General features: G+C 39.5%; 15 protein-coding genes. 14 read left to right on the top strand and 1 reads right to left on the bottom strand.

All coding sequences use genetic code 11. The features are described 5' to 3' along the window. The first annotated feature begins 425 nt into the window (after positions 1-425). The 11 genes from AR337_RS08725 to AR337_RS08770 all read left to right on the top strand — a co-directional run bounded on the left by AR337_RS08725 (position 426) and on the right by AR337_RS08770 (position 12,411). Positions 426-1,886: a M23 family metallopeptidase gene (locus AR337_RS08725; protein WP_059171632.1), complete on the top strand. Its 1,461-nt coding sequence runs from the start codon at positions 426-428 to the stop codon at positions 1,884-1,886. A gap of 305 nt (positions 1,887-2,191) precedes the next feature. Beyond that, entirely contained in the window at positions 2,192-2,902 is a 711-nt protein-coding gene (gene yycF / locus AR337_RS08730; protein ID WP_059171633.1) for a response regulator YycF, read from the top strand. A gap of 8 nt (positions 2,903-2,910) precedes the next feature. Continuing rightward, complete coding sequence (gene walK, locus AR337_RS08735; protein WP_059171634.1) at positions 2,911-4,737, top strand: cell wall metabolism sensor histidine kinase WalK; 1,827 nt, start codon at positions 2,911-2,913, stop codon at positions 4,735-4,737. Then, the gene (locus AR337_RS08740) at positions 4,734-6,050 is read left to right on the top strand and encodes a YycH family regulatory protein (RefSeq protein WP_059171635.1); all 1,317 of its coding nucleotides are present in this window, start codon (positions 4,734-4,736) and stop codon (positions 6,048-6,050) included. The genes walK and AR337_RS08740 overlap by 4 nt, the downstream gene beginning before the upstream one ends. After that, positions 6,037-6,837, top strand: coding sequence for a two-component system regulatory protein YycI (locus AR337_RS08745; RefSeq protein WP_059171636.1), 801 nt, complete (start codon positions 6,037-6,039; stop codon positions 6,835-6,837). The genes AR337_RS08740 and AR337_RS08745 overlap by 14 nt, the downstream gene beginning before the upstream one ends. Positions 6,838-6,842: 5 nt before the next feature. Next, on the top strand, positions 6,843-7,637 hold the full coding sequence (locus tag AR337_RS08750; protein ID WP_059171637.1) for an MBL fold metallo-hydrolase: 795 nt from the start codon (positions 6,843-6,845) through the stop codon (positions 7,635-7,637). Between the two features lie 219 nt (positions 7,638-7,856). Next, a complete protein-coding gene (locus tag AR337_RS08755; protein WP_059171638.1) occupies positions 7,857-9,098 on the top strand; it encodes a S1C family serine protease in 1,242 nt (413 codons plus the stop codon). Between the two features lie 395 nt (positions 9,099-9,493). Continuing rightward, entirely contained in the window at positions 9,494-9,610 is a 117-nt protein-coding gene (locus AR337_RS22680) for a CxxH/CxxC protein (RefSeq protein ID WP_367576256.1), read from the top strand. 101 nt (positions 9,611-9,711) lie between these two features. After that, positions 9,712-10,191 carry a 23S rRNA (pseudouridine(1915)-N(3))-methyltransferase RlmH gene (gene rlmH, locus AR337_RS08760; protein WP_059171639.1) on the top strand — a complete coding sequence of 160 codons (480 nt, stop codon included), beginning with the start codon at positions 9,712-9,714 and terminating at the stop codon, positions 10,189-10,191. A gap of 319 nt (positions 10,192-10,510) precedes the next feature. Further along, positions 10,511-11,779: an AAA family ATPase gene (locus AR337_RS08765; RefSeq protein ID WP_059171640.1), complete on the top strand. Its 1,269-nt coding sequence runs from the start codon at positions 10,511-10,513 to the stop codon at positions 11,777-11,779. After that, a complete protein-coding gene (locus AR337_RS08770; protein WP_059171641.1) occupies positions 11,776-12,411 on the top strand; it encodes a retron system putative HNH endonuclease in 636 nt (211 codons plus the stop codon). The genes AR337_RS08765 and AR337_RS08770 overlap by 4 nt, the downstream gene beginning before the upstream one ends. 393 nt (positions 12,412-12,804) lie before the next feature. Here the strand turns inward: AR337_RS08770 and AR337_RS08775 are convergent, their stop codons facing one another. Beyond that, positions 12,805-13,587 carry a metal-dependent hydrolase gene (locus tag AR337_RS08775; protein WP_059171642.1) on the bottom strand — a complete coding sequence of 261 codons (783 nt, stop codon included), beginning with the start codon at positions 13,585-13,587 and terminating at the stop codon, positions 12,805-12,807. 224 nt (positions 13,588-13,811) lie between these two features. On the opposite strand from AR337_RS08775, the gene AR337_RS08780 reads away from it, so the two are divergent. The 3 genes from AR337_RS08780 (at position 13,812) to AR337_RS08790 (ending at position 17,636) form a co-directional block, all read left to right on the top strand. After that, complete coding sequence (locus tag AR337_RS08780) at positions 13,812-15,170, top strand: MFS transporter (protein ID WP_059171643.1); 1,359 nt, start codon at positions 13,812-13,814, stop codon at positions 15,168-15,170. A gap of 210 nt (positions 15,171-15,380) precedes the next feature. Beyond that, on the top strand, positions 15,381-16,280 hold the full coding sequence (locus AR337_RS08785) for a Gfo/Idh/MocA family protein (protein ID WP_253701640.1): 900 nt from the start codon (positions 15,381-15,383) through the stop codon (positions 16,278-16,280). 18 nt (positions 16,281-16,298) lie between these two features. Beyond that, positions 16,299-17,636 (top strand): hypothetical protein, encoded by a 1,338-nt coding sequence (locus AR337_RS08790; protein WP_059171645.1) that lies wholly within the window; start codon positions 16,299-16,301, stop codon positions 17,634-17,636. Positions 17,637-17,870 lie beyond the last annotated feature (234 nt).

Genomic DNA, 17,870 nt, shown 5'->3' on the forward strand with positions numbered 1-17,870 from the left:
CCCAAAAAGGAAGCAGGAATTTCTGTTTCCTTTTTTATTTCCCAATAAAAATAATAATCTTGTAACGAAGCTGTAATATAAAATCCTGTTTTTCCCAAAATATATGACTAGACCTTTCACCTAAGACATTTTTACTACGGAAAATGTCGAAACCTCTTAAAACCCACTATTTATAGGCTTTTTGGCCTGTGTTTTCACAATTTTTTTTATAAAAAAGCCTTCCTTTAAGCAAATAGCTCGCCAAATTCTCCCTTTAAATGTCAACTATTATACATTTTTGTTACATTATTAGTACTTATAATCTATTCAAATTAATTTATGGTAAAGTATAGGAGTGTGAAAATATTTTATATTTCCCAATAGAAATATAGTTGTAATATTAGAGAATTAGAGGTTTTGTTTCTGTAGCTCAGGGAGGATAAACAATGAAAGTATTTTCAAAGAAAAGTTCCGTGCCAACGAAAAAACCGAATAAGATGATAAATACCATAAAGAAACTCATGATTACTGCAATCGGGGCCTCAGCGTTATTTTTCGCAACAGGCCAGGAAGCAGGAGCAGAGCGCAAACTCACCACTGTATACTATGTTTATCTTAACAATACATACATAGGCACCGTTTCAAATAAAAATGTTGTAGAAGCAATTGTTGAAAAGCAAGTGCTTGATATGCAGAAGTTGAATAAAAATTTTAAACTGGGTTCGGAAGTCACCTATATTCCTGAACAGGTTTTCCGCTCAACTGCCAACAACCGTGAAGCTGCCGAAAAGCTTGCGCAGGAAATGACTCTTGAAGTGGAGTCCGCAGCCATTGTCGTTGATGGACAGCCGGTTGTCTACCTGGATAGCCAGGAAGCCGCTGAACGGGTCGTTAAATTGCTTAAGTATAAATATGTGACCGAGGATCAGCTAAAGGAAGTTGAAGCCAGAAAAGCACAGCCTGATACTGCTTTACCCGCATTAAAGGAGAATGAAACACGCATTCGTGATGTCCGCTTTTCCGGTGAAGCGGAAGTAAAAATGACAACAATCGCTCCAAATAAAATCCTTACTCAGGAAAAAGCGCTGAAATTCCTGCAAAAAGGAACGTTGGAAGAAAAGAAATACAGAGTAAAAGAAGGGGATGTACTGGGATCAATTGCAATGGGCGCCAATCTAACAACCGCTCAGCTCCTTGCACTGAATCCTGGAATGAAGGAAGATTCCCTGATCAAGATTGGCCAGGAATTGAACATAACGGTTCCAAAGCCTTACCTCGAAGTAATAGTAGACAAGGAAGTTTTCAAAAAAGAAACCCTTTCTTTTAAAACAGAAGTAGTGACGAGCCCGTCCATGTTCAAAGGTGATAAAAAGGTGAAGCAGGAAGGCCGTAATGGAGCCAGGGAAGTCACATATTCCATTTCTGAACAGGCTGGGAAAATCATTAATAAAACCGTGGTAAAAGAGCAAATTACCCAACAGCCAGTTAACCATATCATTATAAGGGGAACAAAGGTCGTCCCTTCTCGCGGCGAAGGATCATTCCTGTGGCCTGCTTCTGGGGGGTATGTATCGAGCCATACTGGCTACCGCTGGGGGAAAATGCATAAAGGAATCGATATTGCGAGACCATCCAACCATACAATCAAAGCTGCAGACAATGGAACCGTTGTTTCCGCTGGTTGGGATGGCGGATATGGAAATAAAATTGTTATTAACCACAATAATGGTTTCAAGACAGTATACGCCCATCTTTCCTCAATCGATGTCCGTGTGGGACAGACAGTGGCAAAGGGATCCAAAATCGGCAATATGGGCTCTACTGGGGATTCAACCGGCCTTCATTTACATTTTGAGGTATACAAAAACGGCAGCCTTCAGAACCCAATGAAGTTCTTAAGACGATAACCGTATAGAGCAAACTAAGCCTCCAGCAAAAGCTGGAGGCTTTTCCGCTATATGACAATTGTTTCAAATAGATGATTTATAGCGTGTAAAATGGTAAAGTAAAATAGTATAAAGTGAACCTTCCATCAGTGGGAACGAGTTTAACCCACTGATGGTTAGGTGAACCGATCGGACCTTTACGGGCAGTTGATCCCACCTATCTTCTTCGATTCCTCTGAATCTTTAGGTGGGGGTCTTACTGCCCGTTAAGAGTGGGATAAAAGCGTGTAAATGCTAGGGATACGCGAAGAGAAAGGAGTTTTGGGATGGAGAAAAAAATATTGGTCGTAGACGATGAAAAGCCAATTGCTGATATACTGCAGTTCAATTTGAAAAAAGAGGGTTACACTGTTTTTTGCGCATACGACGGGAATGATGCGATCTCCATGGTTGAAGAGGTTCAGCCGGACCTAATCCTTCTCGACATTATGCTGCCTCTCCGCGATGGGATGGAGGTATGCAGGGAAGTAAGAAAGAAGTACGAAATGCCCATCATTATGCTAACAGCCAAAGATTCAGAAATCGATAAGGTTCTGGGCTTGGAACTTGGAGCAGATGATTATGTAACGAAGCCCTTTAGTACAAGGGAACTAATCGCAAGGGTAAAGGCAAACCTCAGGAGGCATCAACTTCCATCCGGCCAGGCCGGGGCGGAAGAATCCTCTAATGAAATAGAAATAGGGTCGCTCACCATCCATCCGGATGCCTACGTTGCTTCGAAACGTGGCGAAACCATTGAATTGACACACCGGGAATTCGAACTCCTACACTATCTTGCCAAACATATTGGACAAGTCATGACACGGGAACATCTCCTGCAAACAGTTTGGGGCTATGATTACTTTGGCGATGTCCGGACTGTGGACGTGACGGTAAGGCGTCTCCGTGAAAAAATCGAGGACAGCCCAAGCCACCCAGCGTGGATTGTGACAAGAAGGGGAGTCGGCTATTATTTACGCAACCCTGACCAGGAGTAAAAAACTTAATGAGAAAAGTCGGCTTTTTTAATTCAGTCCATCTTAAATTTGTACTCATATATGTACTGCTGATTCTCGTAGCCATGCAAATTATCGGGGTTTATTTCGTGAGGCAGCTTGAAGAAACTCTTACATCAAACTTCCAGACGTCCTTGAAAAGGCAGGTCACGATGCTCGACTATAACCTTGTGGAGCAGATGCAGAAGGAACGTCCGCCAGGTGATCCTTCAAAAGAAGACGAAATCAGGAGAATTCTAAAGGAATTCGCGGTTGCCGATATCATTGAAGTAAGGCTGATTGAGGCTGACACGCTAAAAATTCTCGGAACGTCCAAGCAAAATGACCAGGAAGTAGTCGGCCAGCGGACAACGGAGTTGAGGATCAAGCGATCTATCGTGATTGAGGAGGAGCAAAGCGAAATCCTGATTGACCGGAAAACCGGCCAGCGGATTTGGGTATTGACGACTCCAATTAAATCAGACAGGAAAATTATCGGGGTAATCCAAGTAGTTGCCAACATTGAGAGTATTTTCGAGCAAATGAAAACAATCAATGGGATATTGGCCACTGGAACGGCGATTGCTCTGTCGATAACGGCTGCGCTAGGAATCCTATTGGCGCAAACAATTACGAGGCCGATTACCGACATGAAGAAACAGGCGTTGGCGATGGCCAAAGGGAATTTTTCAAGGAAGGTAAAGGTGTATGGTTACGATGAAATCGGCACCCTTGCCATGACTTTCAATAACCTGACGAAAAAGCTGCAAGAGGCCCAGGCAACGACCGAAGGAGAGAGAAGGAAGCTCTCATCCGTCCTTTCTTATATGACAGATGGAGTTATTGCGACCGACAGAAGGGGAAGGGTCATCGTAATAAATGATCCGGCAGTAAGGATGCTGGGCGTTTCACGTGAAACAGTCCTGTCGCAGCCAATCGTTTCGGTGCTGGATTTGGATGATACGTATACCTTCGAGGAAATGCTCGAGATAAAGGACTCCATCATCCTCGATTACAGCACCAAGAATACCCCCTATGTTCTTAGGGCCAATTTATCCGTCATCCAAAAAGAAACAGGTTTCGTTAACGGCCTGATAACCGTTCTCCATGATATAACCGAGCAGGAAAAAATTGATGCCGAACGCCGGGAATTCGTGGCAAATGTATCGCATGAGCTGAGGACCCCGCTGACAACGATGAGAAGCTATCTTGAAGCGCTGGCGGATGGGGTTATTGAGGATCGTGAGGTTGGGCCGCAATTCCTGAATGTTGCCCAGACGGAAACGGAACGGATGATTCGGCTTGTAAACGATCTGCTTCAGCTTTCGAAAATGGACAGCAGGGATTATCGGCTCTCTAAAGAATGGATTGATTTCAATGAATTCTTCAACAGGATTATTGACCGGTTCGAGATGGCAAAACGTGAAAACGTCCGATTCACCCGGATACTGCCCCGAAAACCTCTTTTTGTTGAAATTGATGTAGACAAATTGACCCAGGTACTCGATAACATCATTTCAAATGCCTTGAAATATTCCCCTGAGGGCGGGGAGGTTATTTTTACCGTTCTCGAGGAAGAAGGAAAGATAACCGTTAGCATAAAGGATGAAGGAATCGGTATTCCAAAAGAAAATATCGGTAAAATATTTGATCGTTTTTACCGCGTCGATAAGGCCAGGACCAGGAAATTGGGCGGTACAGGCCTAGGGCTTGCGATTGCCCGAGAAATGGTAAATGCCCATGGCGGGATTATATGGGCAACAAGTGAGGAAGGAAAAGGGACACAAATTATTTTCACCCTTCCTTATGAGCCGATTGAAGAGGTTGACTGGTCATGAGATATGAAACAGTAAAATCAATTTTGCTGACATTGTTGGTGCTTCTTAGCATTGGGCTGACCTGGTCATTATGGAGCTATCAGCCTAACCTTGACCCGCTTGTAAGCGGGAAATTCGTTGAAGAAGTGAAAATGGGCGAGAAGAAGGAAGATTCCAAAATCATTAAACCTGACCGGATCCTTTACCATATAGAGGGTAAGCATTTTGGCACCTCAAGGATTAACGAGTTGGACCGTCTTATGAAGGAAATGTCCGGTTGGGTGTTTTTTGATGTGAAAAACCATACCGAGCAGGCCGGTACCTTTAAGCAGGCGGTTCATGGAAACGGAAAGGTCGAAATTGTCTTTCCACATGAAGTGCCGATCGAAGTTTTTCGGAACATATTATCCTTCGAGGAAAAAAGGCTGCCTTCTTTCCAATTCGACCGCATTGTCATAGACATGAAAAGCCTGCAAAAGGACAGGGGTATTGTTTACTTTGCAAATGTCAAGAACCAGGAGATTTATATTAGCTATATTTCCGCTTCCCTTCTGGACCGGTTTAACCGCAGCTTCTATGAACGCGCGAGCAAGAACTCGACCTATTTTGCTTTTAATGCAACCGAAAAAAGGGTGATTTTCCTGCCGGAAGAAGAGACGGAAATGTGGGCATACAAATATTTGCCCAAGAGCTTGGATTCAGAAGATTTTAAGGAAGCCCTGTTCACGAACCCGAGCCTTGTTCAGAAGAGCCTCGTCAGCACAGGCGAAGAGTTTGCGAATGATTCAAGCAAGATGAACATTTATTCGAATAAAAATCTGCTGGTATTTATCAATCCGGCAGAGGATAACGGTTATTTGTCTGGTTCCACCAACCTGCTTAGACGAAGCATCGATTTTATCAATGAACATTATGGCTGGACGGACCCATACAGATTTGTTTATCTGGATGAATCCAGCCAACGGGTAACATTCCGCCTTTACAGTATGGATGGCTATCCAATTTTTAATGAAGACGGCCTGTCGGAAATTACAGAAATCTGGGGCAGGAATGAAATTACCAAATTAACAAGGCCGACATTTGCCATGGAGCTACCATTGGAAACGACCAAGATGATTCGTCCATCCGGAAGAGAAGTATTAGAAATCTTACAGAAACAAAGAGGTTTCAAGCCCGAACTTCTCGAGAATCTGGTTCTTGGGTACAAGATGGATAGGGATTCCGCATCAAACAGGCTAATCACCCTTGAGCCAGCCTGGTTCTATCTCTACAACAAGAAATGGGCACAAATCGCCTTGGACGAGTTTGGGGGGTTGCGGCATGGATTGGAGTAGGATCAAAACGATTTTCATTATCACATTCCTTATCCTGGACGTATACCTCCTGTATCAGCTAATGGCAAAGCATAACGACAATAAGTTCGAGGTTATGAAGGAGTCGTCTGTAGAGGAACGGCTGAAGGGGGCTGACATCACTTACGATGTTATGCCTAAGGCAGCGATTAAAGACCAGTATGTGAGTGCAAAAATTAAGGAGTTTACAAAAGAGGATATTGCTAGGCTTAAGGGCCAGTCTATTATAATTAGGGATAAAATCCTGCTCGATTCCGAACTGGACGAGCCATATCAGTTGGATGAAAAAGGTGAACCCGTTTCACTGACAGGGTTCATTATCGAAAACATCCTATATGGCCGGAATTATCAGTATTGGGAGCGGGATGATAAGAAAAATACAATTACGTATTTCCAGCAGTACGAAAATAAGTTTCTTTATCAGAATGTGAATTGGAATGGCCGGATTGTTTTCCATCTGAATGATGAAAACCAGATTGTTTCATATGAACAGACCTATCTTGAGGATATTAAAAAGCTTGATGTGAAGGAAGAAGTGCTTCGGCCTTTGGAGGCGGTTGAAATTCTGCTTCAAAAAGGTCTGATTGAGCCGAAAAGTAAGATAACAAAAGCGGAGCTTGGGTACTCAACCATTGTCCCGCTTGCCTCCTCACAAGTATTTGCACCAACATGGCGTTTTGTCATTGATAATGATAAGAGTTTGTATGTCAATGCATTTGAGGGCCAGGTAATCCCGATTGGGAGTGAGGAAGACGAAGTAACGGAGTGAACGGAATGACATTGCAGTTTAGTGTGCTTGCAAGTGGAAGTACCGGCAACGCAATCTACGTGGAATCAGGCGAGCATTCGTTCCTAGTCGATGCGGGCCTGAGCGGCAAGCAAATGGAGGGCCTGTTCGAAAAGATTGGCCGGAGCATGCGCGACTTGTCAGGCATCCTGGTTACACATGAGCACAGTGACCATATTAAAGGATTGGGAGTAGCTGCCCGCAAGTACAAGCTTCCAATTTACGCAAATGAAAAGACATGGAAGGCAATGGACCATTGCATAGGTGAAGTACCAATAGAGCAAAAGTTTGTCTTCGGTATGGAAACAGTTAAAACCTTTGGCTCTCTTGATATCGAGTCGTTTGGTGTTTCGCATGATGCCGCCGAGCCAATGTTTTATGTTTTTCATTCCGGCGGAAAAAAACTGGTCCTTATCACCGATACGGGCTATGTAAGTGACCGGATGAAGGGGACAATCTCAAATGCGGATGCCTATGTGTTTGAAAGCAACCATGATGTCCACATGCTGCGGATGGGACGGTATCCCTGGAACGTCAAGCGCCGAATTCTAAGCGACGTTGGGCATGTATCGAATGAGGATGCCGCGATTGCGATGAGCGAGGTTGCCGGGGACAACACAAAGAGGATTTATTTGGCCCATTTAAGCCTTGACAACAATATGAAGGACCTTGCCAGAATGTCGGTTGCCCAAACGCTTGAAACAAGAGGCATCCGGATTGGCGAGCAGTTTGATATATATGACACGGACCCGCGAATCCCGACAGCATTGACTGCTGTTTAAGATTTTTTAAAAGAGTAAATGTACGTCCTTACGGGATGGTATATTTGCTCTTTTTCTTCATATTGGGATTATTGAGAGAAAATCAATAGCCAAATTTACTATGTCTATTGAAAAAGAGTCTTAAAAAGGATGCATTTTTCATTCGAATAATACATTCGGAGGAGTATAATTAATTTAAAAGTGACACCGAGTTGGCAGTTTTGAAGGAGGAATCGTTTGATGGGATATTATGATCATGACTACCAGAGCCGGTATAAAGCACCGGAGCCGAAAAAGAGCAATAAAGGATATTTTCTTACTAGCCTTATCGGGGCCGTGATAGGAGCACTCCTTGTCATCCTCTCTGTCCCTTTTCTCTCGGATGCAGGGCTACTGCCTTATAAAGTGGCGCCGACAAACGAGCCGGCATTGGAAACATCCGGAAGCATTGGCGGAACAGATACAGAAGTCCGGAAACAAGTAGCTGTAGATGTGGAAACCGATGTAACGAAAGCAGTTGAAAAGGCTGCCGATGCAGTTGTTGGAATAAGCAATATCCAAACGTCGAAAGGTTTCTGGTTCAGCGAGGAGCAGGAGGCATCCGCAGGAACGGGGTCAGGCGTTATCTATAAAGTTACAGGAAACAAAGCATATATCGCGACGAACCACCATGTTGTGGATGGCGCAAGCGAGCTCGAGGTCACCCTTGCAGACGGGAATAAAGTACCGGCCAAGCTTAAAGGCAGTGATGTTTGGACAGATCTCGCCGTCCTTGAAATCAGCTCCGACAAGATTAAAACGATTGCGGAATTCGGCGATTCCGAACGCCTGAAGCCAGGCGAACCGGTCATTGCTATCGGGAACCCACTCGGCTTGACCTTTTCCGGATCAGTAACGAAAGGGATTATTTCAGGCCTTGAACGGGCCATTCCTGTTGATATTAACCAGGATGGCATAGCAGACTGGCAGGCAGATGTTATTCAAACAGATGCGGCCATCAACCCGGGCAACAGCGGCGGGGCGTTAATCAATATTGCAGGCCAGGTAATTGGTATTAATTCAATGAAAATCGCCCAGAATGCCGTTGAAGGGATCGGGCTGTCGATACCAATCAACTATGCGAAGCCGGTCATTGCAGATTTGGAGAAATACGGGGAAGTCCGCCGCCCGTATATGGGAGTCGATTTGAGATCCGTACCTGACCTGCCGACATCGTTCCAGCGAGAGGAATTGCAGCTGCCAAGGGAAGTTAACTACGGTGTCGCCCTAAGGCATGTTGTCCCGAATTCGCCAGCGGATAAAGGTGGCCTGAAGGAACTGGACGTCATTGTTTCAATGGATGGGGAAGAGATAAGGGATGCTATCGATCTCCGCAGGCACCTTTACAATAAAAAGAAGATTGGCGAGAAGATGAAAATCAAGTTTTACCGGGCGGGCAAGCAAATGGAAACAACGATTCAGCTCGGTGAAGGGGATATTTAATAGGTAAACGGGAGGGCCTTTGAGTGGGGCTTTCCCGTTTTTTGGTTAGATAGGAAAATATCAAATCAAATTTGGGTGATAACTCAAAATAAGTTTTATTAATCCAGCTCCAGCGCCTAGCCCCTCGAGGTCTTAAGCCGGTTCCCTCCGGAGGGCAGGCCCGTCCTGCGGACCCCGTCTTAATCTGGTCGGGGCTGACCAAGGCGCTTGCGCATTTTGATCTGTGGAAAAGTTGAAGGGGTTAGGAAATGTGCAGTATGGTATGATGTGAATAACCGGTTTCGAGGTGAAGAAACTATAGTTAAATGCCATCAAAGAGTTATGGTTTGTAGAGAAGATGGAGGTGGACAAACTTGATTTATTGCTGCGAAGAACATGTTGATCTTGCGCTGGATATGGTTGTGGATGAGCACGAAACGTTTCCGATTTTGGAAAAAGTCAATGTGGATAACTTATCAACAAGCTGTGAATTTTGTCAAAAAACTGCAATATATGTTGTGGCGAACGAATGATCCCATACAAGATGTGGATAGAAATTGTGGACATGTGGATAAGTTCTGTGGATAACGTGTTTGTAAACTGTTTGTAACCATTTTGTAAAGGGCTGTGGATTGTGAATATCTCTGTTGTAACGGTTGGTAAATTGAAAGAGAAATATTTGAAGCAGGGGATAGAGGAATATACGAAACGGCTGTCCGCCTATGCCAAAATTGAAATCATTGAAGTCCCCGATGAAAAGGCGCCTGAGGAAATGAGCGAAGCCGAGATGGAACAGGTGAAGAAAAAAGAGGGGGAGCGGATTCTGGCGAAGGTCAGCGCCGATGCCCATGTCATAGCCCTGGCCATTGATGGGAAAATGCAATCGTCCGAGGAGCTTGCAGCCAATTTGGACAGGCTGGCCCTCCACGGCAAGAGCAAAATCGCCTTTATCATTGGGGGATCGCTCGGATTAAGTAGCGAGGTACTGAGCCGGGCCAATGAGAAGCTTTCCTTTTCACGAATGACTTTTCCGCATCAGCTCATGCGGCTGATTCTTGTTGAACAGATTTATAGGGCTTTTCGGATTAATCGGGGTGAACCGTATCATAAGTAAATGAGGTTCTAAACAGTATAGATTAAATCAAGGCTGTTTTTATTTAGAAATTTGAATAAATAATATTTTGAATTCATATTACTTATCCAAAAATATAACTGTTACTTTTAAGAGATTTTTGAGAGAATAATCGTATAGATTTCCTTCCATATATTATAAAAATATAAATGAAAAGGGCTGTTTATATGAGTGGAGTCGATAATTTAGAGGGATAAATTACAGTATATTTGTCAATATAAGAAGTGAGGATAATAAACTAAAAAGTAATGTACTATCCTTTATAAGAAAATAGAATAAATTGAGGAGAGAGGTGATAGTTATGAAAATCAAAGATATTTATCTTGAAAACTTTCGGGGATTCGATCGGCTTCATTTAAATTTAGAAGGAAAGAGTGCAGTTATTGTTGGTTCGAATGGAGCTGGTAAATCTTCTGTTATAAATGCTGTTGTTACTGCGTTATCGCTAATAGTAGATAAGCTTTCGTTTAATATTTCTAAAAAGGTTGATTTACATGAAACGGATATAAAAAATGGAAAGCAAAGATATATTATTAAAACTTTAGTAGAACATAATAATCATGAAGGCTTAGCTGAAGTTATCAAAACTAGATCGAAGACAGCCCATAGTAAGAGTCCTTCTTCTTCTAAAGGATCTAAATTCAATGATTTAGTAGAAGCTGTTCATAAGGCCTTAGATTCCAATAAATATATTAATGTACCAGTGACAGTTTTTTATTCTGCACATAGAAATGTAATAGATGTACCTTTAAGAATCAAAAATAAACATGAATTTGATCAGTTTTCTACTTATCTAAATTGCTTTTCAAGTAGTACTGATTTCAGAGCCTTTTTTGAATGGTTTAGAAATCAAGAGGATATAGAAAATGAAGAGAAAATCGATTCAGATATTAATTATAAAGATAGACAACTTGAAGCTGTTAGAAGAGCCGTTTATGGTTTTATGCCTGGTTTTACTGATTTGCGAATTATTAGAAAAGGTAAAATGCGAATGGTCATCTCAAAAAACGGTCATAGATTAGAATTAAATCAACTATCAGATGGTGAAAAGTGTACCTTAGCAATGATTGGTGATTTAGCCCGTAGACTTGCTTTAGCCAATCCCTACTTAGAGAACCCATTGAATGGGGAGGGGATAGTATTTATAGACGAAATAGAGTTACATCTACATCCAGCATGGCAAAGAGAAATTATTGGACGACTAGAAGATATTTTCCCAAACATACAATTTATTATTTCAACACATTCACCACAAGTCCTTGGTGAAATTAAGTCTGCTAAAATTTATGTTATACATGAAATAGAAAATTCAAATACATTTTCAGCTGATTTAGTTCATAATACTTTCGGGAAAGATTCAAATATTATTCTTGAGGAATATTTGAACGCAGCTTCTAAAAATGTGGAAATTAAAACGAAATTAGATCATCTTTTTAAATATATAGCAGTTAATAATCTTGAAAAGGCTAGTGAGTTGCTAGAATACCTTTCAGATATTATTGGTGAAGCGGATCCAAATTTAATAAAAGCAGAATTGATTATTCAAAGGAAAAAGGCATTGAAAAAATGAGGCATTTTCCAAAATCAACTTCACCCACAGCTTTCGAAGATTGGAAAGTAAAAAGAGGAAGAAGAGCGAGATACAACAATATTCCTCAGGCTTTAAAACAAGAACTGAGAAATAGTTTATCTAAAGAGCAATCTGGTTTATGTTGTTATTGCGGAATAAGCTTAAAAAATGACAATGTTCATATCGAACATTTTAAACCTCAGAACGATTTTCCGGGACAAGCATTAAATTATAAGAACTTACATGCCTCCTGTATGGGAAAAGAATATATTCCTTCTGAGGTCTATGAGTTAGACTTCTGTGGCCATGCAAAAAAAAATTGGTATAATCCTAACTTATTAGTTTCTCCTTTGGATCCTAATTGTGAATCATATTTTTTATATAATTTTAATGGAAGTGTTGAAAATAATAATAATCTTGCAGCAAAAGAAACTATTGAAAAATTAAATTTAGATAGTTATTTATTACGGTCTCAAAGGGAGTCTGCTATTGAAGGAATAATGAGTACAATAGATATTGGTGAATCTAATGATATTAAAGAATGTATTGATTTTCTTGAAACTCCTGATCAAGATGGAAATCTAAATAGCTTTAGTTTCATCATTGCTGGTCTTTTAAAAACTTTAATTTAACCCCATTTATATACATCACGGTGAACCTTACCATAAATAGATGCAGTTTAAATTATTAACAATGATAGACAACCCCATTGGATGAAATTGGAGAGGTTGCCAAAGGGAACAATAAAAACAGAGATGATAAGAACTCATCTCTGTTCTATTATTTACCTGGTTGTATTCAATCACTGAATAGTAAAATCCCCTTGAGCTATTAAGTCTGAACCATTTTTAAACATCGCAAGTAGGCCGAATAAAAATCCACAAAGCCAAACGAACCCGAACGAAGGAGAGATGCGAGGCTAGAAGTACAAGAACTATTTTCATATGAATGGATTGTATTAGAGGTCATGAAGGCTACATTCAAATGAAGGACAACAATATTGGTAAACTTTTTATATAATATGGCTATTTCTTAAATTCCCTTTCTTCTCCATATCCCATCGTTACCACTTCGGTTTGTTGATAATCGCTTAACAACTCTTTTAGGTCTTTATCTCTATCTATCATATATTCCACTACGGGAAAGGAGTTCAATAATTGATCAAGGGTATCCGGTGATGTGGCACTTTTTTTAGATGGAAATGTATGGCTTGGAATAACGTATTGAACTTTCAATAGGTTCTTTACTGCATAGGCTGCTTCTTTTGGACCCATTGTAAAATGGCCTGATGAGGATAATATTGCAATCTCTGGATTATACACATCTTGAATTAACTTCATATCGTACATAAGAGCCGTATCCCCAGAATGGTAAACTGTATAATCATTGTCAAAGTCAAAAATATAACCAGATGCCTCTCCCGCATATATTGGGGTTCCTTCTATCTCACCGTATGAGGAGGTATGTTTTGCTTGAACCATTGTGACGTTAAGACCTTCGAAGGACACCGAACCACCTAGATTAATGGGAAGTACATTTTTAATGCCCTTTTGCAGAAGTATCATGGCCAAATCATATTGGGCAACAACCATAATGTCAGGTTTGTTTTCCACTATCTTAGAAAGCCCACTTGTATGATCAAAATGTCCGTGTGTCAAAAATACACAATCAATCGCATTATAAAAATCCTTATTATCTAGCTGTTGTGGAAATCCTGGATTTAAATCAATAAATGGATCTACGAGGTAATTTTTCCCCTCCTTACTTGTAAACATATACATTGCATGACCAAGCCGTAAAATTTTCATTACATTCTTCTCCCCTTAATATTAGTAAAGTAAAACCACTATCATTCTATTCCTGACTTTCAAATTAATAAGTACGATTTACAAAATGCAAATATTGGCTTAAATAAGTAAAGAATATCTTGGGAAGATCCAACAAGTATCAGTGTTGTTTTTGTTAATGTGCACTGCTAAGGATACAAATTGTGCTAATATGAAGGGATATACTATCTAGAGGAGACATCAAAATGACCGTGGAAAAAAATGAAAAATTTATCATACTAGCTGTGGCATTGGGTATTATCCTTAATCCATTAAATACAACGATGATTACAGTAGCTTTACCAGCAATACAAAAGGATTTCCAACTGAGTTCAACAAATATTTCATGGTTAATTGCTTCTTATTTTATCATTAGTGCCATCTTTACGCCGTTGATCGGAAAATTGAGTGATACTTATGGGAGGAAATTGATCTTTTTAAGTGGTCTTGTGCTTGTGGTGATATCATCTATTTTGGCACCGTTATCTCCGAATATGCCTGTGTTACTTTTGATGCGTGGAATCCAAGCCATTGGTACCTCAGCACTCTTTCCAGCCGGAGTTGGAATAATACGTAATACCATTCAGCACAATCAAAACCGTGTGATCGGCACCTTAGCTGTTTTTGCCACAACTTCTGCGGCATTCGGACCAACTATAGGTGGAATGCTCATTCAGTTCGGGGGATGGCCGGTTATTTTTTATGTGAATTTGCCGATACTAGCAATCGGAATTGGATTAACAATGATGTTTGTCCCGAAAGATAAGAAAAATACAGCAATATCCTATAAGTTGGATGGACTTGGAATTGTATTATTTAGTTTATTTATTACTTTTTGGATGGTCTTTTTACTTGGACTCGAGCAAGGTGTTCAAATCAAAACATTGATTCTTGCGGTTATACTAACCGTTATTTTCTACATATACGAGAAAAGAAGAGATGAACCATTTATTAATGTGAATTTCTTCCGGAAAAACTTGAATGTAGCACTTATTTTTGGCCAGTACATTTTATCAACCGTCATATTTTTTGCAGTGCTGTTAAGCTTTCCAACATTCATACAAAGTGCATTAGGTGCAAGCTCTCAAACGGCGGGAATCGTGATGCTGTCGCTTTCGATTTTCGCAATGATCATGACACCTATCGCGACTAGATGGATAGAGAGGAAAGGATTTCGCATTCCGTTATTGGCCAGTGTGTTGCTGGGATTAGTAGGGGTTATCCTGCTATTTACTATTAAGGATAGTTCTGCTTTAGTATGGCTTGGCGTTGTACTTGCGGTTACGGGGGTTAGTAATGGGATACAGAATATCGGACTGCAAAATTTGTTGTATTCCTTTATTAGTGTTTCCGAAAGTGGGATCGCATCTGGGTTGCTCATGACATCGAGATTTATCGGGAATATCCTTGCTTCGAGTATTTATGGTGTAGCGTTTGCTACAGGAATGAATGAAGGAAATATGAATACAATGGCCATTGTATTAGTGGTTGTTGCTGTTGTTTTGGTTCCGGGCATGCTCTATGTTACGGTGTTTGAAAAGAAGAATAGTAAAAAGATGGTATAAAATACCTGATAATGCTTCCTTGTTATAAGTTTCAAACTGCAGCTTAATGTATTGCGGTGAACCGTAGTTTTTTTCATAATTATCGAATGGCGTATCAGAAAAATAGGCCATTCTTTACAGTGGTTATATAAAAAGGAATAAAAGGGAAAAGTTTTAAAAAGGAATTAGTAATATTTAACCTTAGGATTTGGGGGATTTTAATTGAAAAAAATGAATGTAGGTATTATAGGAATTGGAAGAATTGCTGGGAAATATATTAATCCAGTATATGGAAATAAGAGATATAACCTTTTTGCTTTATGTGATTTAAAGGAATCGGCAGAACAAACTGCAAGGAAATATAATGCTCTTTTTTATAGTAATTATAAAGAAATGTTATTACATGAAGAGATGGATCTTGTTATTATTACGACACCTCCAAATACTCACTTTGAAATAGCAAAAGACTGTTTGCTCCACAAAAAGAATGTAATTTTAGAAAAACCGGCAGTATTTAATATGGACGAATTGAATGTCCTTTTTGAATTGGCTAAGAAAAACAATGTTTCATTTGATGTAATCTTCCATTGGATGTATGGAAATGAAGTATTATATCTCAAAGACAAAATCGGAACCTTTGGAGATATAAAAAGGATAGAGTCTACGGTGCTGGACCCTTATACGGATGGGAATTTCCATATTAAAGATGAGTATATTGGTTTAGAAGGCTGTTGGTTTGACAGCGGGATCAATTGTTTAAGTTTGTTATCATGCTTTATAGATATTAGAAAACTCCATTTAGTGGAGAAACAGTATATTTACGATGATAAAGTCCACCAAGATATATATTCAAAGCATCAATACGTAATGGGTGATACGGATATTTCTATTACGGTTGATTGGAGATATCGTGCCAACCATAAGTATACGAAAATTTATTTTGCAAAAGATGTCCTATATATCGATCATTCACGGCAAATCATCTTACTCAATAATAAGCTGCTAGTGGATTTAAATGATGGCGACCGATTGGAAAATCACTATAAAAATTATTTCGAAAGGTATAGATATAATTTAAATAATACTGATAATATTCTCACTATACATGATATATTAATAGGAAATAAGTAATAGCTATAGGAGAATAGTATGAATAAAATAGTTGAGGTTCCATTAAAAATAGGGAAATTAGTAACTGTTATATTTATTGAGAAATTAACCCTGCTTTTAAAGGTGATTGGCGTAAGAGCGTCATTTTACATTTTGACGATAGTAGCACTATACTACTATTACCATCAAAAATCCCTGGACGTCTTACTGCCCATCATAATTGGTATTTTTATTTCGGATTTAATCAAGTCTCTTTATGAGAATTTTCTAATGGTAAAAGAAGATAAATTAAAGACTACTCATAGCATGAAATATTTACAAGAAATATATCAAAATAATTATAATAAAGAACTGGTCTTGAATGAGTCGAATATAGAGTTTTTATATAACGATTCCTTTGTGAATCAAAAGGATTTCAAGATTATGATTGAAGATGCCCCCAATAAAATGTTTGATCCGGATCCATTAATTAAAAGCAGCTACTCTGAAATAATGAAAGCACATAAGGGCAGTTATATTAAAAATTTTGAAACGATAAGGCTTGATGGGTATACATTAAATGAAACCACCCGTACCCTTACACTATTGACGTCTAGAAGTAATTTTTACAATCATCTTTTAACCAATAGAGCCATAGATTATGAGTTTGAACCGGGATTATCCGTTAGGAAAATCTTCGAATATGGACCTCGCCTAAATAAATTCGAAACGACAAAAATGTCAAACCATATTGGGATCAATGGGATTGTTCAGCTTAGTGATGGCTATACAATACTTCCTAAAAGAGGAACCAATGCTACATATTCTAAAAATAAAATGACGGCATCGATTGCTTCACCATTAATCAGCAGCCATGATAAAAATGGGACGGTAGAGCTTACGTATGAGGGACTGAAAAATGAAGTCATAAGCCTACTAAATAGTAGATTATATATTGATACAGAAACGATTAGTGATCCTTCTGTTGAAGTTATTTTCCTGGGTTTCGGCAGAGAGATATATGAGGGAGGAAAACCTCAATTTTATTTTTTAGTTAAATTAAATTCATTAAGTTCTCAAGATTACTTGCAGATTTTAAAAGATAAAAAGAAGAAAATGAAAAATAATAAATCTATTGATAAGGATAGTAATTTATATATTTGCAATTTGTTATCTCTAAAACTAAAAAAGAATTATAGCGGATCGGTTGAATGTATTAACTATTATACAGATAAGATAAAGTTTAAATCCGTTGAGTTTTCCTTTTTAGCGAACGTTTGGCATGTAAAAGAGGCCGGGTATTTGGAACACTTTAATGTAGATCAAATAGAAAATGAAAATATCATAAATTTAGAGATGCAGAAAAAGCCATGGGAACAGTTGAAAAAATCGGTCTAAAGCCCGTAACAACTATGCTTGCTTGGCTGAAAAAAGACATAGGCAGCACCTAAAGATTGAAAAAAGATCGGTTCACACACCGGTCTTTTTATTTTGCACGGAAGGTACAAAACTGTGGTTTTTCCCTGCTGATATTTAATTGAGTCGCTCCTGACTCTAGCAGTTTTTATAACTAATAACTCAGATTAATGTAAAAAGATTTAACGAATTCGTCGAAATTATTCGGGAAGAAGA

It is taken from the genome of Bacillus sp. FJAT-27445 (assembly GCF_001510665.1).
In the GTDB taxonomy this organism is placed as follows: Bacteria; Bacillota; Bacilli; order Bacillales; family Cytobacillaceae; genus Bacillus_D.

Bases quoted from the DNA above. Each gene is read 5' to 3' on its own strand.
- AR337_RS08725 (WP_059171632.1), top strand. From the start codon at position 426: ATGAAAGTATTTTCAAAGAAAAGTTCCGTGCCAACGAAAAAACCGAAT.
- yycF (WP_059171633.1), top strand. From the start codon at position 2,192: ATGGAGAAAAAAATATTGGTCGTAGACGATGAAAAGCCAATTGCTGAT.
- walK (WP_059171634.1), top strand. From the start codon at position 2,911: ATGAGAAAAGTCGGCTTTTTTAATTCAGTCCATCTTAAATTTGTACTC.
- AR337_RS08740 (WP_059171635.1), top strand. From the start codon at position 4,734: ATGAGATATGAAACAGTAAAATCAATTTTGCTGACATTGTTGGTGCTT.
- AR337_RS08745 (WP_059171636.1), top strand. From the start codon at position 6,037: ATGGATTGGAGTAGGATCAAAACGATTTTCATTATCACATTCCTTATC.
- AR337_RS08750 (WP_059171637.1), top strand. From the start codon at position 6,843: ATGACATTGCAGTTTAGTGTGCTTGCAAGTGGAAGTACCGGCAACGCA.
- AR337_RS08755 (WP_059171638.1), top strand. From the start codon at position 7,857: ATGGGATATTATGATCATGACTACCAGAGCCGGTATAAAGCACCGGAG.
- AR337_RS22680 (WP_367576256.1), top strand. From the start codon at position 9,494: ATGGTTGTGGATGAGCACGAAACGTTTCCGATTTTGGAAAAAGTCAAT.
- AR337_RS08765 (WP_059171640.1), top strand. From the start codon at position 10,511: ATGAAAATCAAAGATATTTATCTTGAAAACTTTCGGGGATTCGATCGG.
- AR337_RS08770 (WP_059171641.1), top strand. From the start codon at position 11,776: ATGAGGCATTTTCCAAAATCAACTTCACCCACAGCTTTCGAAGATTGG.
- AR337_RS08775 (WP_059171642.1), bottom strand. From the start codon at position 13,587: ATGAAAATTTTACGGCTTGGTCATGCAATGTATATGTTTACAAGTAAG.
- AR337_RS08780 (WP_059171643.1), top strand. From the start codon at position 13,812: ATGACCGTGGAAAAAAATGAAAAATTTATCATACTAGCTGTGGCATTG.
- AR337_RS08785 (WP_253701640.1), top strand. From the start codon at position 15,381: ATGAATGTAGGTATTATAGGAATTGGAAGAATTGCTGGGAAATATATT.
- AR337_RS08790 (WP_059171645.1), top strand. From the start codon at position 16,299: ATGAATAAAATAGTTGAGGTTCCATTAAAAATAGGGAAATTAGTAACT.